Source organism: Streptosporangium sp. NPDC003464 (assembly GCF_053588315.1).
Genome location: NZ_JBSFPS010000194.1, coordinates 1 through 19694, shown reverse-complemented (window position 1 = coordinate 19694; position 19694 = coordinate 1). Strand labels below are relative to the sequence as shown.

Annotated in this window: 19 protein-coding genes; 11 read left to right on the top strand and 8 right to left on the bottom strand. The window is 73.0% G+C overall.

The window, feature by feature from the left end; translation table 11 throughout:
* The 4 genes from ACWDS7_RS33315 to ACWDS7_RS33300 all read left to right on the top strand — a co-directional run.
* Positions 1-904 (top strand): serine hydrolase domain-containing protein (locus ACWDS7_RS33315; protein ID WP_451932492.1); only part of this gene is annotated, 904 nt, incomplete at its 5' end.
* Between the two features lie 48 nt (positions 905-952).
* Positions 953-1846 (top strand): TetR/AcrR family transcriptional regulator, encoded by an 894-nt coding sequence (locus tag ACWDS7_RS33310; protein ID WP_451932491.1) that lies wholly within the window; start codon positions 953-955, stop codon positions 1844-1846.
* A complete protein-coding gene (locus tag ACWDS7_RS33305) occupies positions 1735-2139 on the top strand; it encodes a carboxylesterase family protein (RefSeq protein WP_451932490.1) in 405 nt (134 codons plus the stop codon). Before ACWDS7_RS33310 ends, ACWDS7_RS33305 begins: the two co-directional genes overlap by 112 nt.
* Entirely contained in the window at positions 2130-2495 is a 366-nt protein-coding gene (locus ACWDS7_RS33300) for a carboxylesterase family protein (RefSeq protein ID WP_451932493.1), read from the top strand. The genes ACWDS7_RS33305 and ACWDS7_RS33300 overlap by 10 nt, the downstream gene beginning before the upstream one ends.
* 144 nt (positions 2496-2639) lie before the next feature.
* On the opposite strand, the gene ACWDS7_RS33295 is transcribed toward ACWDS7_RS33300, so the two are convergent.
* Complete coding sequence (locus ACWDS7_RS33295) at positions 2640-4589, bottom strand: serine hydrolase domain-containing protein (RefSeq protein ID WP_451932489.1); 1950 nt, start codon at positions 4587-4589, stop codon at positions 2640-2642.
* A 102-nt stretch (positions 4590-4691) separates the two neighbouring features.
* On the opposite strand from ACWDS7_RS33295, the gene ACWDS7_RS33290 reads away from it, so the two are divergent.
* Positions 4692-6389 (top strand): sensor histidine kinase, encoded by a 1698-nt coding sequence (locus ACWDS7_RS33290; protein WP_451932488.1) that lies wholly within the window; start codon positions 4692-4694, stop codon positions 6387-6389.
* Here the strand turns inward: ACWDS7_RS33290 and ACWDS7_RS33285 are convergent.
* A complete protein-coding gene (locus ACWDS7_RS33285) occupies positions 6330-6938 on the bottom strand; it encodes a response regulator transcription factor (protein ID WP_451932487.1) in 609 nt (202 codons plus the stop codon). The two genes, ACWDS7_RS33290 and ACWDS7_RS33285, sit on opposite strands and share 60 nt — an antisense overlap.
* A gap of 254 nt (positions 6939-7192) precedes the next feature.
* On the bottom strand, positions 7193-8920 hold the full coding sequence (locus tag ACWDS7_RS33280; RefSeq protein WP_451932486.1) for a glycoside hydrolase family 35 protein: 1728 nt from the start codon (positions 8918-8920) through the stop codon (positions 7193-7195).
* 98 nt (positions 8921-9018) lie between these two features.
* Here ACWDS7_RS33280 and ACWDS7_RS33275 point away from each other — a divergent pair, with 98 nt between their 5' ends.
* Complete coding sequence (locus tag ACWDS7_RS33275; RefSeq protein ID WP_451932485.1) at positions 9019-9897, top strand: AraC family transcriptional regulator; 879 nt, start codon at positions 9019-9021, stop codon at positions 9895-9897.
* Positions 9898-9945: 48 nt separating this feature from the next.
* Here the strand turns inward: ACWDS7_RS33275 and ACWDS7_RS33270 are convergent, their stop codons facing one another.
* Positions 9946-10575 carry a TetR/AcrR family transcriptional regulator C-terminal ligand-binding domain-containing protein gene (locus tag ACWDS7_RS33270; protein WP_451932484.1) on the bottom strand — a complete coding sequence of 210 codons (630 nt, stop codon included), beginning with the start codon at positions 10573-10575 and terminating at the stop codon, positions 9946-9948.
* Between the two features lie 57 nt (positions 10576-10632).
* Between ACWDS7_RS33270 and ACWDS7_RS33265 the strand changes: the two genes are divergently transcribed.
* Positions 10633-11370 carry an SDR family oxidoreductase gene (locus ACWDS7_RS33265; protein WP_306874083.1) on the top strand — a complete coding sequence of 246 codons (738 nt, stop codon included), beginning with the start codon at positions 10633-10635 and terminating at the stop codon, positions 11368-11370.
* Between the two features lie 28 nt (positions 11371-11398).
* On the opposite strand, the gene ACWDS7_RS33260 is transcribed toward ACWDS7_RS33265, so the two are convergent.
* Positions 11399-12790: an NAD(P)/FAD-dependent oxidoreductase gene (locus ACWDS7_RS33260; RefSeq protein ID WP_451932483.1), complete on the bottom strand. Its 1392-nt coding sequence runs from the start codon at positions 12788-12790 to the stop codon at positions 11399-11401.
* 163 nt (positions 12791-12953) lie between these two features.
* Positions 12954-13595, bottom strand: a complete 642-nt coding sequence (locus tag ACWDS7_RS33255) for a response regulator (RefSeq protein WP_451932482.1) — start codon at positions 13593-13595, stop codon at positions 12954-12956.
* A 381-nt stretch (positions 13596-13976) separates the two neighbouring features.
* Between ACWDS7_RS33255 and ACWDS7_RS33250 the strand changes: the two genes are divergently transcribed.
* From ACWDS7_RS33250 to ACWDS7_RS33235, 4 genes are all read left to right on the top strand, one after another.
* On the top strand, positions 13977-14954 hold the full coding sequence (locus ACWDS7_RS33250; protein ID WP_451932481.1) for an oxidoreductase: 978 nt from the start codon (positions 13977-13979) through the stop codon (positions 14952-14954).
* 97 nt (positions 14955-15051) lie between these two features.
* A complete protein-coding gene (locus tag ACWDS7_RS33245; protein ID WP_451932480.1) occupies positions 15052-15858 on the top strand; it encodes a hypothetical protein in 807 nt (268 codons plus the stop codon).
* Positions 15859-16027: 169 nt separating this feature from the next.
* Complete coding sequence (locus tag ACWDS7_RS33240; protein WP_451932479.1) at positions 16028-16870, top strand: TetR/AcrR family transcriptional regulator; 843 nt, start codon at positions 16028-16030, stop codon at positions 16868-16870.
* Between the two features lie 110 nt (positions 16871-16980).
* Complete coding sequence (locus ACWDS7_RS33235) at positions 16981-18003, top strand: hypothetical protein (RefSeq protein WP_451932478.1); 1023 nt, start codon at positions 16981-16983, stop codon at positions 18001-18003.
* Between the two features lie 16 nt (positions 18004-18019).
* Here the strand turns inward: ACWDS7_RS33235 and ACWDS7_RS33230 are convergent, their stop codons facing one another.
* Together ACWDS7_RS33230 and ACWDS7_RS33225 are read right to left on the bottom strand one after the other, a co-directional pair.
* Positions 18020-18919: a GNAT family N-acetyltransferase gene (locus ACWDS7_RS33230; protein WP_451932477.1), complete on the bottom strand. Its 900-nt coding sequence runs from the start codon at positions 18917-18919 to the stop codon at positions 18020-18022.
* 160 nt (positions 18920-19079) lie between these two features.
* The gene (locus ACWDS7_RS33225) at positions 19080-19592 is read right to left on the bottom strand and encodes a hypothetical protein (RefSeq protein WP_451932476.1); all 513 of its coding nucleotides are present in this window, start codon (positions 19590-19592) and stop codon (positions 19080-19082) included.
* Between the last annotated feature and the right edge of the window lie 102 nt (positions 19593-19694).

The following is a 19694-nucleotide window of genomic DNA, read 5'->3' as shown; positions in this document are numbered from 1 at the left end:
CGACGGCCCGCTGGACGACACCGTGCCGGCGCGGCGGCCGATCACCGTACGGGACCTGCTGACCTCCACGTTCGGGCTCGGCATGGACATGACGGCGCTGGGCTCCCCGATCATGGGCGCGATCTTCGAGCAGGGGCTCACGCCCGATCTGCCGGAGCCGATGCCCGAGCCGGATGAGTGGATGCGCCGCCTCGGCGCGCTGCCGCTGATGTACCAGCCTGGCGAGCGCTGGCAGTACCACATCAGCGACGATCTGCTCGGCGTGCTCGTCGCCAGGGTCACGGGCCGGCCGTTCGAGACGTTCCTGCGCGAACGCGTCTTCGACCCCCTGGGGATGAAGGACACCGCCTTCCACGTGCCCGCCGGCAAGATCGACCGGCTGCCGCCCCTCTACGCCCCCGACGCGCAGAGCGGAGAGTTCCACGTGTGGGACGAGGCGGCGGGGGGAAGGGTCAGCCGGCCTCCGGCGTTCCAGGGCGGCGGCGGCGGACTGGTCTCCACCGTCGACGACTACCACGCCTACTTCCGGATGCTGCTGAATCACGGTATGCACGGCGGCGAACGGATCCTGTCCCGGCCCGCCGTCGAGCTGATGACCACCAACCGCCTCACGCCCGAGCAGCAGGCCGCCCGACACGCCATGGCCACCAACAACGTCCATATGTCATTCGGTCAGGGGCAGCACGGCGGCTGGGGCTTCGGGATGGCGGTGCGCACCTACCGCGGTGACTACGCGCCCATCGGCCAGTTCGGCTGGGACGGCGGAGCCGGCACCTCGACCTACGCCGACCCGGACAACCAGCTCACCGGAATCCTGCTCACCCAGGTCGGGATGTCGGTCCCGGATTCGGCGCGGCTCATCCACGACTTCTGGACCACGCTCTACCAGGCGATCGACGACTGACGCCCGGCCGGCCGGGTGACGGTGGCAATACGGCTGTACGGTATCGGGGTGCCGCGGGTTGCCGATCATGATCAGCGTCGTGCCCAGATCGCGCGGGCGTTCCAGCGCCTGCTCGCCGCGGAGGGGTTCGCCGCCGCCTCGTTCTCGCGGATGGCGACCGAGGCCGGGGTCTCGGTCGGGCTCATCCAGCACTACTTCGCCGGCAAGGACGTGCTGCTCCACTTCGCCTACGAAGACGCCGTGAGCCGCATGGGCGAGCGGGTGCGGGTCCGCGTCCGCGACGGCGAGGCCGCCCGTCTCCCGATCGCGGAGGTGCTGTTCGACAGCCTGGCCGAACTGCTGCCGCTCGACGAGGAGCGGGACCTCGAGTATCGCGTCCGGCAGGGTCTGCAGGCTCAGGCGCTGCACCACGCCGGTCTTGCCGATGTCGCCCGGCGGGCGGGCGGCGACCTTCTCGGATACGTCACGTCGGTGGTCGAGAACGGCATGGAGCGCGGTGAGGTCGAGCCCGGTGCCGACGCCGTGCTCGCCGCCCGCATGATCCTCGCGACCGTGCAGGGTCTGGCCGATCAGGTGGCGCTCTCGGGCGCGGACGCGTTTTCGGCACGGGACGTGCTGCGCCGGGCCGTCGCCCGCCCTGCTCCGCGCGTCGGACATCCTCGCCCGGAGCCTGTCCCGCACACCGGCCAGGGAGCGCACGCGATGACCCGGCACGTGACCGTACGGCTGAGCGGCGGCGCCATCCGCGGACGCCGGCTCGACGGACACCTCTCGTTCCGGGGATCCCCTATGCCGAGGCCCCGGTCGGAGAGCGGCGATGGCGGCCACCCGTGCCGGTCGCGCCGTGGCCCGGGGTCCGGGACGCGACCGTGCCAGGGAACCCCGCGCCGCAGTCGGCCCAGTCGTTCGCGGACGTCACCTCCGTCGACGAGGACTGCCTGACGCTGGACGTCACCGTGCCGGAGGCCCCGGGCGCCGGGCGCCCGGTGATGGTGTGGCTGCACGGCGGCGGCGGGACGAACGGGACCGTCTCGGCGCCGCCGTCGCCGCCGAGCACGGTTGGGTCACGCCGGGCAGTGATCCCGAGTCGGCGCTCGCGCAGCTGTGGCGGGTCCCGGTGGCGGACCTGCTCCAGGCGTCGGCCGCCTTCATCCGGCCGGCCTTCGGCGGCCCCACCCTGCCCGAGTCGCCCGAGGAGGCGCTGCCCGCCGGACGCTTCCACCGGATGCCGCTGATGCTGGGCACCACGCGCGACGAGGCGCGGTTCTTCGTGGGACTCTTCGCCGACCGAGACGCCCCGCCGATCGTGCCTCTCCCGGGGTTCCCGACCGGCGCCCAGCACTCCAGCGAGCTGGTGTACCAGTTCGACTTCCCGGGCGGCCCGGCGCTGTCGGCGGCACAGCGTGAGCTCGCCGACCGGACGAACCGGTACTGGGTAGCCTTCGCCACGCACGGTGATCCCGCCTGCGCCGACCTGCCGGCCTGGCCCGGCGTCGGCACCGGCCACGTCCAGTCCCTGGCACCCGGCCGGATCGGTGGCACGGACTACGTGGCCGAGCACCGCCTCGACTTCTGGGCGCGGATGCCCTGAGCCCGGGGCTGCCCGTCGTCGTCCGTCTGGACGGCCCTCCGCCGGGGCCGTGCGATGAGCCCCGGGGTGGAGCGTTGTCGCGGGCCGGAGCGGGTGACCGTGGCGATCCGCACGGTCGGTCGACCAGTCGGCCGAGTCGGATGATCAGTTGGTCGGGAAGGGCAGGGCGAGGAGGTTGTAGGTCATGGCGATCTTGAAGAACGCCACGCCGGCCAGCGCGAGCGCGGTGTAGCACAGCCGTCCGGGCCGGCCCCACCAGCCCTTCACCCAGGCCGGCACCGTGGCGGCGGTGACCAGGACGGCGGACAGGAACCCGGCCGTGGCGAGGACCGGCAGCGCGGCGAGCCGGGGCGCGTTGAGGGCGGTCAGCTCCATGACCACGTTCGGGTCGGACATGGTCGTCGCGATCCCGGTGACGAAGACGGTCACCAGCGCGGCCGTGATCCAGGCCAGGAGCCGGGCGACACGGGCGCCGGTCGGCTGCCGCGGGGCACCGGCGCGGGAGCGCCGCCGCAGGAGGCGCACCGAGGCGCTGATCGGCAGGAGGAGGAAGGCCGATACGAACACCAGGGTGCTGAGGCCGAGCAGGATCATGTGCGGCATCGGGGCGTCGTACCAGGCCAGCTTCTCCAGGGCCTCGGACGGGTTCATCGAGCTGGACAGCGTTCCCTCGCCGTCGAAAACGATCCGTGCCTGGCCGTCGCGCTCCTGGAAGAGACCGGGACCGGCCGGCACCCAGTGCTGGGCCGTCCTGACCGGGTCGGGCGACAGCCCGGTGGTCGTCAGGGTGCCGTCGGCGTTGGCCCGCACGGTCGGCGCGGCGAACAGGGAGCTCACCTTCATGAGGCTGGTACGGCTGGTGCGGGTGGAGCGGTAGGTACCGGCGTATCGCGTCACGTCGCCGTCCCCGGCGCCGGCACGCGCGGTCCCCGCGGTGGCCGATCCCGCGGGGAGGTAGCGGTCGACGATCCGGTCGACGAGGCTCTGGCCGTCCCAGCTCGCGACGGTGCCGACGCCGTCGCCGTTGTAGACGACGTAGACACCGATGTTCTTCTCGGGGAGCAGGGCCATGACGTTGTGGTGGCCGGGCACGTCGCCGTCCTTGTAGACGAGCCGGTGACCGTTGCGTGAGCGCTGCTCGAAGACGTAGCCCATGCTCGGGACGCGGGGGTCCTGGGCGTAGTGCGGCTCCTGCAGGCGGCGGGCGAGGTCCCCGCCCAGGCGAGAGTCGTCGCGGAGCTGGGCGAGCATGAAACGGCCCATGTCGGCCGGGGTGGAGACGGGGCCGGTTCCCGTGGGGGCCCACGGCGCGTACTGACCCTTGACGGCGGCGTAGCCGTCTCCGCTCGGGCGGTAGGCGCCGGCGAGGTCCGCGTTCAGCGCCGCGGCGTGCGGTACGGCCATGCTGGTGGCGTTCATCCCGAGCGGCTTGAGGATGTGCTGCTCGACGTACTGCGCGAACGGTTGCCCGGAGGCGGCCTCCACGAGATGGCCCGCGAGCGCCATGCCGTAGTTGTCGTAGGCGACGCGCGTGCCCGGAGGGCGCACGCGTCGCGGTTGCCGGTCGGCCAGGCTGCGCGCCAGCGGGCCGACGTCCTCGGGATCGGCCTCGGCGAGCCCGACGATGTCGTCGTCGAAGCCCGCGGTGTAGGTCAGGAGGTGCTCCAGGGTGACGGGCCGGCCGGGATAGGAATCCTTGATCTTGAACGAGGTCAGGTACCGGTTGACGTCCGCTCGCAGATCGAGCCTGCCGTCGTCGACGAGTTGCAGCACGGCCGTGGCGGTGAACAGCTTGGCGAGCGATCCGGTGAAGAATCCGGTGGCGCCGGGGTCGACCGGCCGCCCCGTGGCCACGTCGGCGACCCCGTACCCCTTGGCGAGGACCGTGCGCCCACCGGAGACCACGAAGACCGCCGCGCCGGGGATGCGGTCCCGGGCCAGCTGCTCGGGGACGACACGGTCCACCAACTCGGCCAGTCCCGGCAGGCCGGCCCGTGGCGGGGGCGGCTCGGCGGCCGCCAGGGCCGGTCCCGAGGCGAGGAGCACGGCGCCGGCCAGCGCGGCCGCCAGGATGCGGGTGAGGCGGGTTTTCATGAGGTAGACCCTGCCGACCTGGGGCGATACCGGACCAGTGTCAGGAGCACCGGCACCGCATGCAAAATCCACAATCAGTACATATCGCTAAAATCCTCCGCTGTGACGGTCATCCTGGTGGTCCTGGCAGGCGTGATGTTCGACCCTCTGGCCCCACTGCCCGGTGTCCCGGCGGCCGCCATGCTCGCCCTGCAGATCGTGCACAGCCTGCGCCGCCTGCGCGGTCCGTGGACGCTCGCCGCCCAGGCCCTGCTGTTCCCGTGGGCCGGGCCGGGCGCCCCCGGGCTGCTCGCCGCCTCCGTGCTCCTGATCGCGCGAGGCCCCCTGCGCCGGGTGCTGTTCTGCGCCGTCGTGGCCGCCGCCGGCCTGCTCAACACGGCCGACGCCTACGCCTGCGTGAACGCCATGGTGAACGCGCTCACCCAGGGCCTGGTCGTCTTCGGCGTCACCCGGCTGAACGAGCTGCGCATCGAACTGCACGCCGCCCGCCACGAACTGGCCGAGGCGTCGGTCGCCGAGGAGCGCGAGCGTGCCTCCCGCGATCTCGAAAGCGTCCTGGGCTCCAGCCTGTCGGCCGTCATCGCCCTGGCGGCGCAGGGGCGCACCGGCGAGATCCTCACCCTGGCCCGCCGTGCCGCCGCACGTGCCCGGCAGGCTCCACCTGCCCCGGCGCAGCCGCCCTTCGACGACCTCACGCCCCGGCTCGCGCTCCCCATCCTGGTGACCGCGCACCTGGGTTTCCTGATCGTCTCGGCGGTGTTCCTGTGGCGGGCGGCCCCGCCTCCCGCGGTCCTGGCCGTCGGCCTGCCGACCGTGGTCGCCGTCACGGTCCTGCAGCTCCACCACTCGCTGCCCCGGCCGCCCGGCCTCCGGCCCCGGCACGCCGGGTGGACGCTCGCGCTGCAGTCCGTCCTCGTCCTGGCGCCGCTGTTCTTCCCGGACCGCCCCTACCCGCAGTTGATCGGCTTCACCGCGGGCTCGATCCTCATCCTGTGGACACGCCGGGCGGCCTTCCCCGCGGTCGGCGCCGTCCTGCTGGCCACGGCCGCCACGATGGCGCTGCGCGGCACATCCCCGGCCGAGAACCTCTACTGGACGTTCAACGCGCTGGCCATAGCGGTCATGTTCCATGGCCTGGCCCGGCACACCGACATGGTCACCGAAGTGCGCCAGGCACGCCTGGCCCTGGCCGGGATCGCGCTGGCCGGGGAACGCCGCCGGATCTCCCGGGACATCCACGATCTGCTCGGTTACAGCCTGTCGGCCATCGTGGTGAAGGGGGAGCTGGCCGTCCGCGTCCCCGAGCGGGCCGCCGAACAGCTCGCCGACATCGCCCGCATCGCCGAGCGCGCCCTCGCCGATCTGGCCGCCATCCCCCGTGACAGCGGCCGCCCGCTGTCGCTGGGGACCGAGCTGGCCTCCGCCCGCGAGGTGCTGTCCGCCGCGGGCGCGACCGTCCACGCGGATCCCGTCGTCGAGCTGCCGGGGGAGGTCGACGCGCTGCTGGCCACCGTACTGCGCGAGGCGGTCACCAACGTCCTGCGGCACAGCCGCGCCCGGCACTGCCGCATCGAGCTCACCCGGCAGAACGCCACCGCACGCCTGCGGATCACCAACGACGGCGTCGGCGAGGCCACCGCGCGGCCCGGTCAGGGCCTGACCAATCTGGCCCAGCGGGTGACCGCCCTGGGCGGTGTCCTGCGGACCTCCCGCGTCCCCGAAGGGTATGAGCTCCTCGTCCTACAGCCAACCGGCCTCGGTCGCGATCCGGACGGCGTCGAGACGGTTGCGCGCGTCTAGCTTGGTGACGATCGCCCCCAGGTAGTTACGTACCGTCCCTTTGGACAGGAACAACGTCGAGGCGATGGCGGCCGGCTCCAGGCCGCCGGCCGCCATCCGCAGCACCTCGACCTCCCGGACGCTCAGCGGGTTCGGCCTGCCCATGATCGCCTGCGCGGCCAGATCCGGGTCGAGCACGCGCTCTCCCGCGGCCACCCGCCGGATCGCCTCCGCCAGTTGCGCGGGCGGCGCGTCCTTGAGCATGAACCCGCTGACCTCGGACGCCAGCGCCTTGCGCAACGTCTCCGGACGCCCCAGCGACGTGAGGATCACCACTCGGCACTCGGGAAGCCGCTCCGCCAGCACACCGGCCGCGGCGAGCCCGTCCATCTCGCCTGGCATGTGCACATCGAGCACCGCCACGTCCGGCCGGTGCTCCAGGGCCGCCGCCACCGCCGCTCTCCCCGACGCGACCTCCGCCACGACCGTCAGGTCGCCCTCCAACCCCAACAGCGCGACGAGGGCCCCGCGGATGAGTTCCATGTCCTCCGCCAGGAGTACTCGAATCACGCTCGCTCCTTCGTCTCGCCGCACCGGCAGGGCGGAAGTCTCATCATCCGCCCTGCCGCCGGACCTCGGCGCGGCGGGGCCGCCCCTCCGCTCTCGACGCGGCCGTCGGCAGGGGGCGCAACCCGGTCGAGCGGTGTTCCGGCGAGCTCGGGCGGTGGCGGGCGGTGGCTGCCCGGCCCGGCGGGCTCGCCGGCCGCTGTCCCGCGGGCGCCGTCATCGCGTCCTTGACGCTCCGGCTCCGCCGGGTGGAATCGTCAGGGGCGCTCCGGCCGGCCGAGGTCGGGCGAGGCGCGGATCTCGACGACCGGCTCGCCCACGGCGTCGAGTTCGAGGACCACGATCTCGTTGGCGCCCGGCCGCAGCACGGGGCCGGGCAGGTACAGGGTCCGCTGCGGGCCCCGCGACCAGTATCGGCCCAGGCCGAAGCCGTTGACCCACACATAGCCGTGCTCCCACCCGGGCAGGGCGAGGAAGGCGTCGGCGGGCTCCTCCACCTCCAGCGAGCCGCGGAAGAAGGCCGGCACGGGGCTGCCCGTGCCCTCCCGGAACGGGACCGGGGGGAGTTCCTCCAGCGACAGGGCCTGGGCGGTCACGCCGTGCAGGTACTGCCGCTCGTGCAGGATGCCGCCCACGATGCCCTTGCACTCCCCGAGCCGGGTGCCGTAGTTGACCCGGCCGAGCGATTCCACCAGCAGTTCGACCCGGGCCGGGCCGGCGACGTCCACCGACTCGCCGCCGTCCCGCGACAGGGTCGCCACGCGGACGCCGTCCACGTACACGTGGGCACGGTCGTGCAGCCCGTCCACGGTCAGGGGGTACGGCTGCCGCGGTCCGGGCACGTCGACGCGGTAGCGGACCAGGCCGTGGACGAGACCGAGCTCCTCGAAGGTCGGCGGCACCGGAGCCGTCACCGACTCCGTGGGGAAGGCGTCGGCGAGGGCGGCCGAACCGGTCATCCTGACGCGGGACGGGGGCAGGACGGGCGGGGCCGGCGGGGGCTCCGGCGCGCTGTTGTAGCGGCTGAGGATCTCCCGGAACCGCCAGTACTTCTCGGTGGGCCTGCCGTCCTCGGAGATCGGCGCGTCGTAGTCGTAGGAGGTGACGGTGGGCCGGTAGGTCCCCTCATGGTTGGCCCCGGCCCAGGTGCCGAAGTTGGTGCCGCCGTGAGCCATGTAGATGTTGACCGAGCCGCCCTCCTTGAGGAGGCGCTCCAGCACGTCGGCGGCGTCGGCCGCGGCGCGGGTGACGTGCTCGCTGCCCCAGTGGTCGAACCAGCCGAGCCACAGCTCCATGCAGGTGGCCGGGTCGTGCGGGCGGTGACGGCGGAGGGTGGCGAAGGCGGCCTCCGGCTCGGAGCCGAAGTTGGCGGTCGCCAGGATGCCGGGGACGGCGCCGCCGGTCAGCATGTGGTCCTCCGGCCCGTCGGAGGTGAACAGGGGGACCTCGATCCCCGAGTCGCGCAGGAGGTCCACGAGGTGGAGCAGGTAGCCCGAGTCGGATCCGTAGGAGCCGTACTCGTTCTCCACCTGCACCATGATCACGTTACCGCCCTGGGTGATCTGATGCTCGGCGATCCTGGGGATGAGCTGGTCGAACCAGTGGTCCACCCGTTCCAGATAGGCGGCGTCGCCCGTGCGGACACGCCTGCCGAGGGTATGGGTCAGCCAGGAGGGGAGACCGCCGTTCTCCCACTCCGCGCAGATGTAGGGACCGGGGCGGACGATCGCGAGCAGGTCGTGGCGGGCCGCCGCCTCCAGGAAGTCCGTGAGCTCCTCCAGTCGCCTGAAGTCACCCGGCCGTGGCTCGTGAAGGTTCCACGGGACATAGGTCTCCACCGTGTTCAGGCCCATCGCGCGCAGCATCGCCAGCCGGTGATCCCACTGGCCCGGATGCACGCGGAAATAGTGCATGGCCCCTGACAGGAGCCTGAAAGGCGCACCATCCAGGCGGAACTCCCCGTCCGCCGCCGAAAATTCACGCATCAACCGGTCCCTTTCATCCTGTGATGGGATCGTCATCCTGAACTACTACGATCCCCAGGTCAGCACAGCAAGCCTGCCGACCGCAGGCGGGGGAGGCCATGGACAATTCGCGGCGGCCTGTTGGACCGATCGAGTGGATCGAGGGGCAGGAGCACTGGGATCACTGGTGGCGTTATCTGACGCCCAACCCCGCTCACCAGCGGCTGGGCCTGACCTGCCTGGGCGTCGGCATGCAGCAGGGCCGGCTGCCGGCCGTCGGCCCGCGCACCCTTGACCACTATGTCGCCGTGGTCATCACCTCCGGTGAGGGCTGGTTCTCCTCGGACGGGCGGCCTCCCGTCGACGTGCGGGCCCCCGTCCTGCTGTGGCTGTATCCGGGGGTCGTCCACCACTACGGCCCGTACGAACCGGGCTGGTCGGAGTGTTTCGTGGACTTCACCGGATCCGCCGCGGCCGCCTACCAGGAGCTGGGCTTCATCGACAGGCAGGAGCCCGTCGTCCCGCTCTCCTCGGCCGAGGCCGTACAGCACCTGATCAGGAAGATGGCGACCGTCTGCCGGCAGGGCGGCCCGCACCTGGAGGTCGAGACCTCGGCGGGCGTGCACGAACTGCTCGTCACTCTCCGCCGCGGCCGGGCCGACCAGGACCCGAACGGCCACCCGGTGCTGGACAACCTGGCCAGGGACGCCTGCCTGCCGCTGACCATCCCCGAGCACGCGCGGCGGATGGGCATGACCGTCGCGGAGCTGCGCGACTCCGTCCGCAGGAGCGCCGGCTGCAGCCCGAAGGACTACATCCTGTCGATCAGGCTGACCCGGGCCAAGGACCTGCTCGCCGGCACCGACCTCGGCGTCGCCTCCGTCGCGCGGCGCGTCGGCTACGACGATCCGGCGTACTTCACGCGCCTGTTCACCCGGCGCGTCGGATCGGCGCCCAGCGCCTTCAGGGAGCAGCAGACACGGGGGCTCACCGGCTGAGCGCCCGGCCGCCGCGCGCGGAGGTGGCCGGTGACCCGGGAGCGGGGCTCAGGGGCGGCTGATCCCGGTGAGCAGGTTGGCGACGAGCGCCTCGGCGAACTCCTCGGTCAGCGGCTGGTCGGGGATGAGCAGGCGGTGGTAACAGGCGCCCCAGAGCTGGTCGACGACCACCTCGGGGTCGACGTCGGCCCGTATCTGACCCCGCTGCTTGGCCCGCTCCAGGGCCTCGACGGCCAGCTCCCGGCGTGGGGCCGAGTAACGCTCGCGGTAGAGGGCCGACAGTTCGGGGTCGGTCTGGGCCTGGCCGATGAGCTCGGGCATGACACGTCCCGCCCGAGTGTCGCGCATCAGGCGGACGAACGTCCGCACCTGCCCGGTGAGGTCGGCGGCGATGTCGCCGGTGTCGGGGAAGGCCAGGGTGGGGCCGACCACGCTGAAGTAGCCGTCGAGTGCCAGCGCACCCCTGGACGGCCACCACTTGTGGAGCGTCACCCGGCTCGCGCCCGCGAGGGCGGCGACCTTCTCGATGGTGAAACCGGCCATCCCCTCCGCGAGCAGGAGCTCACCGGCCGCCCGCAGGATCTCCCGTCGCACCTCGTCGGCCGGGCGCCGTCCACGCCCCCGGCGGACCGGCTGGGCGGACTCGGTCACGCTCACCTCCGGTGAATATATGGACACTGTGTTCATAATACTATATATGTACATAGTGTATACAGATTTTCCAGGGGGATGATCATGAACACTCCAGCAACCCGCGTCGCGGTCGTCACCGGAGGCTCGCGCGGCATCGGCCGTCAGGTGGCCGAACGCCTGGCCGCCGACGGGTTCGCCGTCGTGGTGAACTATGTCGGCAACCAGGCCGAGGCCGAGGCCGTGGTCACCGCCGTCACCGGGGCCGGGGGCCGGGCGATGGCGGTCCGCGCCGACGTCGCCGACGAGGCCGCGGTGGCCACGCTGTTCGACGCGGCCGAGGAGACCTTCGGCGGCGTCGACGTCGTCGTGCACGCCGCCGGGGTGATGCGCCTGTCCCCGGTGGCCGAGCTGGACCTCGACGACCTGGACCGGATGCACCGCACCAACATCCGCGGCACCTTCGTCGTCGACCAGCAGGCCGCCCGCCGGGTGCGCGGGGGCGGGGCGATCATCAACTTCTCCTCGTCGGTGCTCGGCCTGGCCCTGCCCGGATACGCGGCCTACGCGGCGACCAAGGGCGCGGTCGAGGCGGTGACCCTGGTCCTCGCCCGCGAGCTGCGCGGCCGTGACGTCACCGTCAACGCCGTCGCCCCGGGGCCCACCGCCACCGCGCTCTTTCTGGACGGCAAGGACGAGGAGACCATCGCCAGGATGGCGGCCCAGCCGCCGCTGGAGCGCCTGGGCACCCCCGATGACATCGCCGAGGTCGTCGCCTTCCTCGCGGGCCCCGGCCGCTGGGTCAACGGCCAGGTCATCCGGGCCAACGGCGGCATCGTCTGACCCGCGCCCGGTGCTCCCCGCCGGCCGTTCAGGCGGCCGGGCCGCCCGGAGCGGGGCCCGCCTCGGCCGGGGCGCCCGCCTCGACCGGGGCGCCGTCCCCGGGGGAGGCGCCGGTGCCGGGGGAGGGGCTGGTCCCGGGGGAGGTGCTGGCGAGGGGCACCTCCTGGCCGTGGACCAGGTCGAGGTGGACCGTCTGGCGCGGCAGCAGCGCGTCCAGCAGCCAGTTCCCGGCGATGCGCGCCCGGCCGCCGGGCACGGCCAGCAGGTGGTATCCCCGGGTGACCGCCTTGGCCGGGAGGCCGGACAGCGGCACGCCCAGCGGGTTCGCCGCGGCCTTGGCCCCGCCCAGATCGACGACGAACCCCAGGTCGTGGTGCTCGTACGGCAGGCGCTCCGCGCGGCCGTAGGAGGCGGCGACGTTGTGCGCGGCGCGTTTGCCCTGACGGCTGGCGTGCTGGGCGGTCATCGGGGTGTATTCACCCGGCCTGGTCAGGTCCGGCACGGCGGCCGCGTCCCCGCAGGCGAAGATCTCCGGGTGGCCGGGGACGTTGAGATACTCGTCCACCAGCAGCCGCCCCTTCTCGGTGGCCAGCCCCAGCGACTGCACGAGGGGGTCGGGCCGTACGCCCACGCACCAGATCAGCGAGCGGGTCGGCACGGACTCCCCGTCGGAGAGCATGACCCCCTCCGAGGTCGCCTCGGCCACGCTGGTGCCGGTGCGGACCTCCACCCCGCGCTCGGCCAGGGTGTGGTGCGCGGCCTGTGACAGGCGCTCGTCCAGCTCGGGCAGGATGCGCGGGGCCAGGTCGGCGAGGATCCAGCGGACGGGCTGCTCGCGCAGGCCCGGCCGGCGCTTGCGCGCGTCGAGGGTCAGCAACTGCCCCTGCGCGGCCACCTCGGTGCCGGTGTATCCGGCCCCCACGACGACGAAGGTGCAGCGCGCCTGCCGTTCCTTGGGGTCGCCGGTGGCGTCGGCGAGCTCGATCTGGCGGATGAGATGGTCGCGCAGGTAGAGGGCCTCGGCGATGCTGCGGAAGCCGTGCGCGTGCTCGGCCACCCCGGGGACGGGCAGGAGCTTGTTGACGCTGCCGACCGCGAGTATCAGGCGGTCGTAGCCGAGGTCGCGGGGCCTGCCCTCGGGATCGGTGCACCTCAGCCGCCGGCTCCGCACGTCCACGGAGTCCACCGTGGCGAGCAGGTGCCGCACTCCGGGGCAGCTGCCGGACAGTGGGATCGCGACCTTGCGCGGGTCGAGGATCCCGGCCGCCACCTCGGGCAGCAGCGGCAGGTAGAGGAAGTAGTCGGTCGGGTTGATCAGGACGATCTCGACCGCCCCCCGGGCGATCCGGGAGAGGGTCCGCGCCGCGGTGAAGCCCGCGAACCCCCCTCCTACGACGACGACTCTCTGCCGTTCGGCCATGCCCGTGGTCCTTCCCGGTCGCGGAGTTCCAGCTCATAGCCGCGTGCCCTTTTTACGACGGATCAAGCATCCGTCCGAGGGGCTCCGGTGCCACCGCGTCCATGCGCGCCGTCCGGCCGCTCCGGTGTCACGCCCTCCACGCGCGCGGTCCGGCCGCCCGGCCTCATCTCCAGCGGTCGGCCTTCAGCCGTGCGGCCAGGGCCGCGGCCTGGGTGCGGCGCTCCATGCTGAGCTTGGACAGCAGGTTGGAGACGTAGTTCTTGACTGTCTTCTCGGCCAGGTAGAGTCGCTCGCCGATCTGCCGGTTGGTCAGGCCCTCGCCGATCAGCTCCAGGATGTGGCGCTCCTGCTCCGACAGCGCCTGCAGCGGGTCCTTGCGGGTGGCCTGCTCGCGCAGCCGCGCCAGCATGGCGGCGGTGGTCTGGGGGTCCAGCAGCGACTGGCCGGCCGCCACCGTCCGTACGGCGCCGACCAGGTCCGAGCCGTGGATCTGCTTGAGCACATAACCCGACGCGCCCGCCATCACCGCGTTGAACAGGGCCTCGTCGTCGGCGAAGGAGGTCAGCATCAGGCAGGCCAGCTCCGGTGTCGTGGAGCGGACCTCGCGGCAGACGTCCACCCCGCTGCCGTCGGGCAGGCGCACGTCCAGGACCGCGACGTCCGGCCGCAGGGCGGGGATGCGGGCCATGGCCGACTCCGCGGTGCCGGCCTCGCCGATCACCTCAATGTCGCCCTCGGACTCCAGCAGGGCGGCCACGCCCCGGCGCACCACCTCATGATCATCGACGAGGAAAACGCGAATCATGTCCTGAACGCTAGCGCTCCCGCGGGAGCGCCGGTAGGGACCAAGGTCCCGGGTCTCACCACCCGATGCGGCGGCCGGTGAGCTGCGGTGCCGATTCTCCCGATGCCCGCCGGGTGGCGCGTCGGTGGCGGCGGCGTGCCGCGCGCCGGCCTATCGCAACTATTAGTTGCGATGGAGGGCGGCCTGTGGCAGGCTCGGCCCATCGCAACAAGGAGTTGCGATAACGGGCGGCCCTGCCGCGGGTACGGCCAGCGCGGCGTCGTCCGCGAGAAGGCGCCCGCCGCGCCGGCCCGGCATCCGCCCACGGAAGGAGACAGCCATGCAGACCACCCTCACCGGCGCGTTCGCCGCCGGACCCGCAAGCTCGGGGGAGGACCGGGCATGACGACGGCATCCCGCGCCGCGCGGCACGGGCACGGCGCCTCCCCGGTGTGGACCTTCGGCTCCATCCCCGACCAGTCCGGCCGCCTGGCCGTGGTGACCGGCGCCAACAGCGGCATCGGTCACGTCACCGCCCGCGAGCTGGCTCGCCGTGGCGCCCACGTGGTGCTGGCCTGCCGTGACCCCGGACGCGGGCGGCTCGCGCTCGACCGCCTCCGGGACGAGGTGCCGGGCGCGCGGGCCGAGCTGCGCCGTCTCGACCTGGGCAGCCTGGAGTCGGTCCGTGAGTTCGCCGCCGCGTGGGACCATGACCGGCTCGACCTGCTGGTCAACAACGCCGGCGTCGCGATGGTGCCCTTCGCCCGGACGGCCGACGGGTTCGAGTCGCACTTCGGCGTCAACCATCTGGGCACGTTCGCGCTCACCGGCCTGCTGCTGCCCCACCTGCTCGCCGCGCGGGCTCCCCGGGTGGTCACCGTCAGCAGCGAGGGCCAGCGCTTCGCCCGCTTCGACCTGGCCAACCTCAACGCCGAGCGCGGCTACAGCGCGATCTTCGCCTACGTGCAGTCCAAGCGGGCCAACCTCTACTTCGCCGTCGAGCTGCAGCGCCGGGCCGCGGCGGCGGGCCCGGCACTGCGCAGCATGGCCGTCGCGCCCGGCCTCACCCGCACCAACGTGCTCACCGGAGGTGCTAACACCGGCCGGGGCAGGCTGTATCGGACCCTCGTGCCGCTGCTCGTGCGTTCCCTGTTCCGGCCCACCCCCGAGGGTGCCAGAACCTCCCTGTACGCCGCGACGGTCCCCGATCTGCCGGGCGGCTGCTACGTCGCCCCCGACGGGTTCCTGGAGCTGCGCGGTGACCCCGTGACCCGCCACGGGCACCGGGCCGTCCACGACACCGCCACCGCGCGCCGCCTGTGGGAGATCTCGGAGAGGCTCACCGGAGTGCGCTACCGGTGGCCGGCGGACGCCGCGTGATCCGCTTCACGTGGTCGTGGCGATGATTTATCAGATCATGATCTTAGGTGTCATGAAATGAGTAAAGCCGAGGTAGATCAATAAATATCATCCTTCCATGAAGAATCACGGGGTGGCGCGGATGGTGTTGGCGGGATGTCTGGCGGCGACGCTGACGGGGTGCGGGGTGCTCGGGGAGCTGGCCGCCGACCAGGCGGTGATCACCGCGAGCCAGCCGTTCCGGGGGTCGCCCGCGGAGAAATTCGCCGAGGGGATCGGCGGCATCGTCGTCCCCGAGGCCAGGCCGGTGAAGAACTTCTCCGCCAAGGACGTCCGCTCGGCCTTTCTGACCAGCAGGCGGATGTTGGGGGCCGCCCACCTCGACAGGCGGACTCTGCTCGGCGGGAAGCCGGAGGCCTTCGCCGAACTGCTCGACGCCGAGCAGCGAAAGTTCTTCCTGCGCGACCTGGACCACAAGGACCAGAAGAAGAACACCCGCAGCTGGGTGACCAGTTTCGCCCCTGGCTCGGCCGAGTTGGTCGGTGACGTGGTCAAGGTGCAAGGGAAGATGGCCGCCGAGTCGGCCGTCGACGAGGACGGCGGGCCCCAGCTCCGGGTGAACTACGAGGCCCGGTTCGTCTACGCGCTCCGCCCGGCGGCCAAGAGCGGCCCCATCGTCCGGGTGATGGTCTACGTCAAGGCTCGGCACGAGTTCTGGCGGGATGAGCCGGGCGCCCGGCTGCGCAACTGGGACGGCGAGAGCGTCGAATTCTGGTCGGCGGGGACGGAGTGCGAATCTCCCGACGGGTTCCTGCGGCCTGACTACACGGGCGAGGGCGGCGGGGGCGGCCCGGTGGACGACGCCTACGACGACAAGGCGGCCCCGCTCAAGGAAGGCGAGTGCGGGACGGTCGATGAGGTCTGACCCTCCACCCCGCGGTACGGCTCCCGCCTGCCGGCGCCGCGGGTCCGGGGCGCGGCATGATCGGCGCCGCCCTGGCCGGTGACCCGGTGGCGGGCCCGTCCTCCCTGATATCTTTAGGGCATAAGGAGATGGCTGGGGAGAGCCGGTCCAGGCCGTAAGGAGCTGCGAGTTGGTCGTCTTCGCCGGCCAGGGCGACGCGCGCCGTTCGATGGCCCTGCTGTGGCGTGTCGCCAGGCCCGAGGGGGCGCGGACCGCTCCCGGGCCCAAGCCGGGGCTGAGCGTGGACGTGATCGTGGACGCGGCGATCGCCGTCGCGGACGAGCAGGGGATGGCCGCGCTGTCCATGCGCGCGGTGGGGGAGCGGCTCGGGCGTACGGCCATGGCCCTCTACACCTACGTCCCCAGCAAGAGTGAGCTGGTCGACCTGATGTACGACCGGGTCCTCGCCGAGCTGCCCGCCGACTACGGGCGGGCGGCCGGCTGGCGGGCGGCCGTGACGGCGTGGGCGGACGACGTCTGGGCGTTCTACCTGCGGCACCCGTGGGTGCTGCAGGTGTCGCAGGCGCGGCCGGTGCTGGGGCCCAACGAGTACGTCATGCTGGAGACGGTGCTGCGGATCCTCCACGGGGCCGGGCTGGAGGCCGGGACCGTGCGGCGCGTCGTCGGGACGCTGTTCCACTTCGTGCGCGGTGCGGCGCAGACGATCGCGGAGGCGCGGCAGGCCCCGGCGGCGACCGGGGTGTCGGACGAGGACTGGTGGTTCGCCCGGGCGGCCCTGCTTCAGGAGGTCGCCCCCGACTTCGCCGGGCGGTTCCCGATGGTGGCCGCCTTCGAGAGCGCGTGGGCGCGCCGGCGGGACGACGAGGACGAGAACAGGGACGAGAGCGTCCCCTACCTGGAGCGCGAGGCGAAGGAGACCTTCCGGATCGGGCTCACCGTCATCCTGGACGGGATCGAGGCGGCCAGGGACCGGGCCGGGGCCGCTCCCGAGGTCGGCGCCGACGGGCGGTAGCCCGGAGGATCCCCGCCCGGCCGCCGGGGCGATGATCTCCCCCGCGTGGGGGAAGGACGTCCCTCCGGGTGGGGAGGCGCCCGCCGTACGGCCGCCGCAGGATTGTGATCATGTTGAGTCGAACAGTGCGTGGACGGCCGTCGGCACCCGGCGGGCCCGCGCCGGGTGCGCCCGCGCGGGCGGACGGGCTGACGGGGGCTGCCCTGGGCCTGGTGGTCCTCTACGGCGCCCTCCGGGTCCACTGGCAGTCCGGCCACATGCCGGAGCATCTGTCCCCGGTCGGTCCCGACCTCGTGGTCTTCACCGGATGGTGGGCCGTCGTCCTGTGCGCGCTGGCCGCGCTGGCCCTGACGGTCATGATGACGGCCCGGCTGAGCGGGCTGCCCCGGCGGTCGCTGCTGGTGGGGGCGGGGGCGGTGAGCACCGCGCTCGTCGCGGCGGGGGCGCTGCTCCTCCTCGACGTGGTCGGCGGGATCCTGCCGGGGCTCGGGGTGGGGTTCTACCCGCTGGGCGCGCTGAGCAGGGCGGCGTGCGTCGGCTCGGGGATCCTGCTCGGGCGGGCGGCGCGGACCTACCGGCGCGGGACCCGCCCGGGCTGCGCCAAGTGCGGGAGTACCGAGACGTCGGCGGGCCGGCTGGACCGCACCCCGGGCTGGGCGTTCTGGGCCGCCTACGCCGCGGTCGCCGGGTGCCTGGTCAGGATCATCGCGCAGGTCTGCGTCGGGTTCGACGAGTCCCCGTTCGCCGGTGGCGTCTCGATGGTGCTGTTCGAGATCGGGTTCCTCCTCGGCGGCCTGCTGCTGCCGCCGGCGCTGGTGCACGGCTGGGGGCGGGTCTGGCCGCGCTGGGTGCCGGGTCTGGCCGGCCGGCCGGTCCCGCGCCGGCTGGTGCTGTGGCCGGCCGTCGGGGTGTCGGGCGGGCTCGTGGTGTATTTCGGGCTGATGTTCCTGACCATGGTTTTCGAGCGGCTGAACGGCCGCGCCCCGTTCCCGCCGGAAGGCGGGCTGGACCTGCCCGAAATCTTCTTCTGGGCCGCTGTGCCGGGCTATCTGATCTGGGGCGCCGGGATGGCCGTCGCGACGCTGGCCTACGCGCGCCGTACCCGTCTGCCCTGTGGGGCCTGCGGCCGGTGAGCCGGGCCGCCGGGCCTCAGTGGTCGCGCACGAAGGAGACGTTGCGGGCGTAGGGGCGGAACCCCAGGGCCTGGTAGGTCGCCCGGGCTGAGGGGTAGTCATCGTCGCCGCGGGCGCAGACGCGTGCGGATCCGGCTCCGAGCCGCCGGGCGGCGTGCAGGGCGGCGAGTGTCGCTGCGCCGGCCAGGCCGAGACGGCGGTGTTCCGGAGCGGTCCCGACCGGCTCCAGGACGGCGCAGTGGTTGTGCCCGTCCAGCCAGACGAGGCAGAAGGCCGCGGGCGTGCCGTCCGGTGCTTCGACGAGCCAGTCCAGCTCCGTGCGGTAGGGCCAGGCGCGCATGACCTGGAGGTAGCTGTCGGCGGTGACTCTGGAGGGGGGCAGGCCCGGCAGTGAGAACGCGGCCCGATGAACGGCGGCACGGGCCTCGGCGTCGTCCTCGCCGCGCACCGGGCGCAGCGTGTATCCGTCCGGGACCCGGGGCCGCGGAAGGTCGTCGAGGCTCCGGCGGAGGTGGATGAAGAACGGCCCCGCGGCCCGTTCCCGGTATCCGTGCTCGCGCAGGGTGTCGATGAGGGCCGTCTCGGCGTCCAGGAGCGTGACCGTGCGCTCTCCGTCGTGAGGCGTGCCGTCGAACCAGCGCAGGATCTCGCCCGCCAGCTCCGGGTGCGCGGGGTCGAGATGCAGGTCGAGGCGGCCGGGTGGGCGGGCCCATGCCCAGGCGACGACCTCCGGCCCGGCCTGCCACAGGGATGTCCGCCACTCCGGCTCCCGGCCGATGTGCTGGAGGCGGAGCCAGGCGAGTTCGCCGGCATGCCACCGGCTGGCCGGCGACCACAGCCGCTGGGTCAGTGACTGCATCGAGCGCAGGTCGGCCGGGCCGGTGTAGAGCCGCTGCTGGTATCGCGTCCGTCGCATTGGTGGACGATAGCCGAATGATCGTCGGCCGTGGCGTCGCCCGTCCGGGAGGACGGCCGGGCCACCGGCGGGCCTGCCGTACGCCCCACCGCCGGAGGCCGGCGATGGAGCGGGGCGGTGACGTCCCGGGACGGGCCGCGCGGGCTGGGACCGCCTGCCGTCAGTGAGATGTGCGGTGGGGAGGGATGAGGTAACACTGGCTGTTGCTGAGGATGGAGGGCCGGTCGGCCGGCACCGGTACGGCGCGCAGATGGGTGAGGACCTCGTCGGTGAGGCGCTCGGCGTCGGGCAGGTCGGCGACGCCGTCCGGCATGGCCTGCAGCACCTCGCGCAGGACGTTGACCCGGGCGGCCTCGTCGTGGTGCGCGGTGACGCCCCGCTCGGGCCGTACCACCCACCGGGTGATCTGTGCCGTGCCGGGGCGGCGCGGCGGCCGGAGGGCGGTGTTGAGGCACTGGGTGACCAGACGGGCCGGATCGACGCCCAGCTGCCGGACCTGGCGGCGCCATGCCGCGCGCACGTCGCAGAAGTGAAAGGACGTGCTCGGCGTGGCGGGCGCCTCGCCGGGGGCGGGCTCGATCGTCCCGTCGTCCTGGCCGGTGCCGTCGGGGTCCTGGGGCCGCGCCTGCCGGTGGGCCGGCGGCGTGTGGCGCTCGGAGAACAGCTCGCGCACGTGGGCGGGCCTCCCCGCGCACCTGCTCGGGGGCCATGAACGCCGGCGTCCCCACGACCGCCTGGCTGACCAGGCTGTCCCCGTCGACCAGTTTCGCGATCC